The organism is Nitrospinota bacterium, from assembly GCA_009873635.1.
GTDB lineage: Bacteria > Nitrospinota > Nitrospinia > Nitrospinales > VA-1 > LS-NOB.
On sequence record WAHY01000001.1, the window covers coordinates 287,659 to 289,982 of the forward strand.

The 2,324-nt window shown below is 47.8% G+C and carries 2 protein-coding genes; both read right to left on the minus strand.

Annotated features, from left to right (window positions below; genetic code table 11):
- The coding region (locus tag F3741_01620) for a DUF1566 domain-containing protein (protein ID MZG29496.1) at positions 1-500 on the minus strand (500 nt) is incomplete at its 3' end.
- Positions 501-519: 19 nt separating this feature from the next.
- A partial coding sequence (locus F3741_01625) for an FtsX-like permease family protein (protein MZG29497.1) occupies positions 520-2,324 on the minus strand: 1,805 nt, incomplete at its 5' end.

Genomic DNA, 2,324 nt, shown 5'->3' on the forward strand with positions numbered 1-2,324 from the left:
CAATTGCTGAGGTTGCGCCAGAAAGAGCGTCCTGTTACAAAATAAGCGGTACGGGCGCAACAATCTGTCAGTTCGTTATCGTCATAGTCTGCAGACCAATACCAGTAAGCCGCCCCATCGGCGAATAGCTCTGAAAGGGCAAGAGGTTGGTTCGGGTCATGGTCCCATGCCATGACGTTTTCTTTGGTATTGTCATAAATCATTCCATATTCACTGATGAAGGGTAGTCGCCAGTCTTTATAGCCGCCTGTTTCCAGGTTCTCGACATATTCTTTTGCCTGATGCCAGTTCAAACATTTTCCAAGATCGGCATAGCTGTCTTTTTGGGTCCACATTAAATTGGTTTTGGTTTCGGTCAACGTTCCATCGTTATTGTCGACGAGGTGAACCCTTGACTCTGGCGGTGGCGGTGGAACCCAGGGGGGTGCCACATAAGGCTCTGCCCAGACGAATACTGAGTTAAGCATGACGAAGATAATGATGGCAATTCTTATGAACATTATACGTATCCCTTCTTAATCAGTTTTCACTTTCCCTGAGGGTTTTCAAGGGTTTATCGCGTATCACATCAAGACTGCTCAGGATTCCGGTTGCTACAGTGATCAGGACAGCAAATGAAAATGCCCAGGCCATTGTAACAGGTTGTACATGCCAGTCAGATTTAATCATATATTTCATTACCGCCCAGGAGAGTCCTTGCGCCAGTGCTATACCTACAAGCGCTGAGATGACTCCCAGTGTGGCATATTCGATTCCCAGAATGGAGGAGACGACTTTGCGACGGGCTCCCAGTATTTTTAATATAGCGGATTCCCGAAGGCGACGGAACTTGGTCGAGGCGATCGAGCCGGAAAGGATGAACAGTCCGGCGGCAATGGCGAATCCTGACATGAAATCTACAAGTGTTGTCAGTCTGGTTACAGTTGATTCAACCGTATCGACAATATCACGGGTACTCAATGCTGTGATGTTCGGTAAAGCTTCGACTATGGCGTGTTGCAGCTCCAGCTCTTTGGAGTCTGGTACGTTGACTGTTGCCACATAAGTCAGCGGAGCACCCTCAAGGGCTCCCGGAGAATAGATCATGTAAAAATTTGTGCGCATATTACGCCAGTTTACTTTTCGAATGCTGGTCACGGTGGCCGTGACAGGGATGCCCTGGATATCAACAGTGAGTTCCGAGCCTATTTTAGCGTTCAATCTTCTTGCCGCGTCCTCTTCGAGAGACACTTCCGCGTTTTTTGCTCGGGTCTCATCCCACCATTCACCTTTGATAACCTCGTTGTCTTTTGGAGGAGGTCCTGCCATATAGGTCAATACGAACTCACGGTTGATGAACCATTCTTCCCGTTTCCTGTCTTTATATTGCCAATTGGCGGTCAATTTCCCATCTATACTTTGCAGGCGAGAGCGAACGAGAGGCGTAAGGGTTTGCTCTGCTTCCGGTGCGATCTGGTCAACCACCTCGGTGAATATTTCTTTCTGGTCGTTCTGGATATCTATGAAAAAATAATTAGGTGGACTCAACTCAGTATTTTTGTTCAACATGGCCAGCATATCCATCTGCACGAGTCGCACAGTAAGGATCAACATGATTCCCATTCCCAGGCATGTGATGATTGATGTGGCCTGGTTATTGGGCCGCCTGAGATTTGACATTCCATAACGGCGGGCTATGGAACCAGACTGGGGAAGGGCTTTCAAAAGTTTCAAGAAGAAGAGAGATGCCAGGGCAAGCACACCTGCAGAAATCAACAGGGCGGACAAAAAAATCAAGCCGCGTTTGATAGATTCTGCCTGCCAGCAAATCATTGCGGCCAGACCAAGACCCAGTGTCAGAGTGGAAAGCCACCCTTCCCAACGGGTACTTTGTTTTTCTTCCTCATCAAGATTCCTGCGGAAAAGGCGTAGAGGACGAGTTCTTACTGCCCGGATTAAGGGCCACAGGCAAAACAAAAGGGTTGTGGTGCACCCGAGAAGCAGAGACTGCAAAGCTGGAATCCAATAGAAAACCGGTTCAAGTTTCAAGTTTATCAACCCTTCCATTTTAGGTGGAAGCAGGAAAGTGAGAGCGAAACCAAGCCCTACCCCTAACAAGCTACCGGCTAAACCCATCAACATTGATTGAAGAAGATAAACTTTGAATAAGGTTTTGGAAGAAGCACCAAGACAGTTGAGAATGGCCAGTGTGTCCAGCTTTTGTGCCATGAAAGTTCGCACGATCATGGCAACACCTATACCCCCCATGAGCAGGGCGATGACTCCTAACGCACCCAGATACTGGCCCATGCGATCTATGGAACTTGATAATGAAGACTGCATAT